The organism is Stenotrophomonas sp. P5_A8, from assembly GCF_056400545.1.
Window position 1 is genome coordinate 1 of record NZ_JBFULB010000308.1, and the last position, 4,549, is coordinate 4,549.

Genomic DNA, 4,549 nt, shown 5'->3' on the forward strand with positions numbered 1-4,549 from the left:
GCTCGGCTGCACCACACCCGGCCCGCCTTACCAGCGCGGTGCCTTGGTCAGCGGCGGGGCCTGGTGCTGGCGGTCGTAGGCGCGCAGTTCGTCGCGGATGTGCGCGACACGCTGGCGGCCGAGCGTGGCGCGGCTGTCATCGAGCACCACGCCGTCCAGCAGTTCGCCCATGCGTTGCACGGTCGGCAGCATCTTTTCCCAGGCGTCCAGCGCGGTCAACRGCGCCGGCAGGGTCAGGAAGAAGGCGATCGCCGGGGTTTCCATCTCGCGGATGTTGGCCATGTCGAAACTGCCCGGCTTCATGATGCTGGCCATGGAGAAGATCGGACCGCGTTCGGGATGGCCTTCGACCAGGCGGTGGAACACGTTCATGTGGCCAAACACCAGGCCGGTCTTCTCGGCGGCCACCACGATATCTTCGCCGCGCAGCTGTTCGCCGGCGCGGGCGGCCACGAACAACGACACGATCTTGTCGAAATCCTGGTTGGCGCGCTTGCCCAGATCGCTGGCGGCGGCGCCATCGACATCCGGCAGCCCCAGTTCGGCCTGGGTCACGCCATCTTCGCCGACGCCGCCGACGCCGCCGACGCTGCCGGACTCGCCGGTGTCGCCGTCACCCAGGCTGGGCTCACGGCGCTGGCCGGTGCTGCCCTCGGGCGCATCGACGCGGCGGCCCTGGGATTTTTTCTTGGGTCGGCCAAACAGGAAGATCGCAGCGATCAACAGCAGGCCGGCGGCCAGGATGCCGATGCGGAGCAGTGCCATGTCGGACATTCGGGGGGTCTCCGGCTAAATACGTTCAGATAAGCATGGCACGTCAGGCGGCGCCCGCCAATCGTGCGGCTTCTTCAAGGTCCACGCTGACCAGGCGACTGACGCCCGGTTCACGCATGGTCACGCCCGACAACTGGTGCGCCGCTTCCATCGTGGCCTTGTTGTGACTGACAAACAGGAACTGCACTTTCTCACTCATCTCCTTGACCATATTGGCCAGGCGGCCGACGTTGGCTTCGTCCAGCGGCGCGTCCACTTCGTCCAGCAGGCAGAACGGCGCCGGGTTGAGCTGGAAGATCGCAAACACCAGCGCCACCGCGGTCATCGCCTTTTCGCCACCGGACAGCAACGAGATACTCGACACGCGCTTGCCCGGCGGGCGCGCCATGATGGCCACACCGGTGTCGAGAAGGTCTTCACCGGTCAACTCCAGATAGGCGTGGCCGCCGCCGAACAGACGCGGATAGAGCTGCTGCACGCCGGCATTGACACGGTCGAAGGTGTCCTTGAAGCGGCCACGGGTTTCGCGGTCGATCTTGCGGATGGCGTCTTCCAGCGTTTCCAGCGCGGTGGTCAGGTCGGTGTTCTGCGCATCCAGGTAGTCCGAACGCTGCGCGGCTTCGCCGTACTCCTGGATCGCCGCCAGGTTGACCGGCTCGAGCCGGCGCATGCGCCCGTCGATCTGATGCACGGCCTGCTCCCACTCGGTGATGCGGGCGTCGTCGGGCAGGCTGTTGATGACGTCCTGCAGCACGAAACCGGCCTTTTCCACCGATGCGGTGAGCTGGTCGGCACTGAGCACCAGCGCCTGCTGGTCCAGTTTGCGCTGGGAAATGCGCTCACGCTGGGCCAACGCCTGTTCGTCGCGCTGGTGGCKGGTCTGCTCGAACGTGCGCAGCTCGGCGTCGATGCCTTCGAGCATGGTGCGCGCTTCGGCCAGCACACGATCGGCACGCACGCGCTCGCCGAGCGCGTTCTGGTGTTCGGCTTCCAGCGCCTGCACCGGTGAATCGCCGTCATCGAGCTGCGAATGCAGTTCGCCCAGGCGCGAATCGAGCTGCCCGCGCTGGGTGCTCATCCGCTCCAGCGCCTGGCTCAACGCACTGACCTGGGTGCGCTGCGATTCCAGCGTCAGTGCCAGCGAGTGCGCACTGTCGCGCACGTTGCGGGCCGCATCACGGGCCTGGTCGCGTGCATCGGTGAACTGGCGGCGCTCGGCCTCCAGCGCGTGCCGCACCGATTCCAGATCGCCCATGCTGCTGACCGCATCATCCAGTCGCGAGCGCGCTTCGCGCACCTGCTCGCGGCCGGCGTCGAGGGTTTCCAGCAACTGCGAGAGTTCGCCTTCGATGCGATCGATGCGGGTACGCGCGGCCTCGACCTTGCCCTGCTGGCTCTGCAACTGGCCACCCAGTTCGGAGACGCTGCGGTGGGCCAGGTAAAGCTGGCGCTGCGCGTCTTCGCGCTGCTGTTCGCCGGCCAGCAGCTGGTCACGGAAGCCGGCCAGACGCTCTTCCAGTTCGGCTTCGCGCTCCTGCAGGGTATCGATCTGCTCGCGCAGGGTGACGATCTCGCGTTCGCGCAGCAGCGCGCCCTGCTTGGCCGCGCCGGAGCGCGAGACGCGCACCCAGCCTTCGCCCAGGCGTTCGCCACTGCGGGTAATGACCGAGTCGCCCTCGCCCAGCGTGGCCTGCAACGCACGCGCCTGGTCGAGGTCGTCGGCAGCGTGCAGGCGCGCCAGCAGCCGGCGGATCGCGGTCGGCCCCTGCACCTTGGCGGCCAGCGAGGTCGGTGCGACCTGCAATGCGTCCTGCGCATCGGAGACCAGCGCGATGCGCCCCTCGCCGAGTTCCGCCAGTTCACCGACCAGGCGCTCGGGCGCATCGACCAGCACGCCTTCGATCAGCTGGCCAAGCGCGCTCTCCACCGCGTTTTCCCACCCGCTTTCAACGCTCAGCCGCTCGCCGACGCGTGCGCCGGAATCCAGCCCGCGTGACTTCAGCCATGCCACCGCCGCGCCCTGCTCCTGCCCGAGTGCGGCCTGCTGCAGGGTTTCCAGCGAGGACAGGCGACCACGTGCGGCCTGCGCCTGCTTGCGGATGTCGGCCAGTTCGGACTGGCCGCTGCGCTGGCGGTCCTGCAGGCCGGCGACGGCGTGCTTGCGTTCTTCGACCTGCTCGTTGAGGCCGTCCAACGCGGCCTTCTGGGTTTCGTGCTGAAGCTGCAGTTTTTCGAACACCTGCGCCAGCGCATCCAGGTCCAGCCCGGCACGTTCGGCGACCAGCGCTTCGCGGCGGCGATCGGCTTCGAGCACCTGGCGGTCGAGGTAGTCCACGCGGGTGCGTTCGACTTCGCCGGCACGCGAGGCCTCGGAGGTACTGCGGGTGTGGGCCTCCCAGCGCGCCTGCCAGTCGGCCAGACGGGCCTCGGCGTCGCGCAGGGCTTCCTGCTTGATTTCGTTTTCTTCCTGCAGCTGTTCGAGCTGGGGCTCGGCCAGTTCGACCGACTCGCGCAGCACCTGCAGCTTGGCTTCATCGCCGCTGATGTGGTGGCCCAGTTCGGCCAGCGCCTGCTGGGTTTCGTCGCGGGCCTTGTGCAGGCGCTGGGACATCTCGCGCTGGTGCTGGATCTGCTGTTCGAGCCGGGCCAAGGTGCTGCCGACCTGGTAGACCTCGGCCTGGGCGGTACTGAGCGCGTCGGACGCTTCTTCGCGGCGGACGCGACTGGTTTCGATGCGGGCTTCGGCGTCGCGCTGTTCGGCGATCAGCTGCTGCAGGCGGGTTTCTTCCTGCGAGAGCGCTTCGCGCAGGCCGCCCAGGCGTTTGTCCAGGCCACGGAATTCAAGCGCCTTCCACTCGGCATCCTTGACCTTGCGCTCTTCCTGCAGGGCCTGGTACTGCTCGGCCTGGCGCGCCTGGCGCTTGAGGTGTTCAAGCTGCTTGCCGATTTCTTCGCGCAGGTCGTTGAGGCGGTCGAGGTTCTCGCGGGTGTGGCGGATGCGGGTCTCGGTTTCCTTGCGGCGTTCCTTGTACTTGGAGATGCCGGCGGCTTCTTCCAGGTAGACGCGCAGGTCTTCGGGTCGGGCTTCGATGATCTGGCTGATCATGCCCTGTTCGATGATGGAGTAGCTGCGCGGGCCGAGGCCGGTACCGAGGAACAGGTCGGTGATGTCGCGGCGGCGGCACTTGGTGCCGTTGAGATAATAGTTGCTGCTGCCGTCGCGGCTGACTTGGCGCTTGACCGATATCTCGTTGAACGAGGCGTACTCGCCGGTGATGGTGTGGTCGGTGTTGTCGAAGATGAGTTCGACGGTCGCCTGGGAGACCGGCTTGCGCGCAGAGGAGCCGGAGAAGATGACGTCGGTGAGCGAGTCACCGCGCAGGCGGCTGGCCGAGCTTTCGCCCATGACCCAGCGCACGGCGTCGATGATGTTGGACTTGCCACAGCCATTGGGGCCCACCACGCCGGTCATGTTGGTCGGCAGGTGCAGGGTGGTCGGGTCGACGAAGGATTTGAAACCGGACAGCTTGATCGTGGACAGACGCATGGCGTGGTTGGTTTCCGGGGCAAGGGCCTGAAGCGACCCCCGCCAGGGTGGATGTCGGGGCGATTCCCACCCTCAAGCCATTGATGTTGCAGGGTTTCAATGGCCCCAAGGGCGACGCGATAGCCTGAGTATAACGGGGGCGGTGTTTGGCGGGGGTGGGGTGGTTTTTAGAGGCGTAAAGGCTTTGAAGCCTTAGAGCCGAAGCCGAAGTCGAAGCCAGTTACTGGC

2 protein-coding genes are annotated in these 4,549 nt (G+C 66.8%); both read right to left on the reverse strand.

Features of this window, described 5'->3' with window-relative positions:
• Nucleotides 1-27: 27 nt before the first annotated feature.
• Nucleotides 28-774, reverse strand: a complete 747-nt coding sequence (zipA, locus tag AC1DQP_RS16895; protein WP_478052053.1) for a cell division protein ZipA — start codon at nucleotides 772-774, stop codon at nucleotides 28-30.
• Nucleotides 775-817: 43 nt separating this feature from the next.
• On the reverse strand, nucleotides 818-4,321 hold the full coding sequence (gene smc, locus AC1DQP_RS16900) for a chromosome segregation protein SMC (RefSeq protein WP_478052054.1): 3,504 nt from the start codon (nucleotides 4,319-4,321) through the stop codon (nucleotides 818-820).
• Nucleotides 4,322-4,549: the final 228 nt, after the last annotated feature.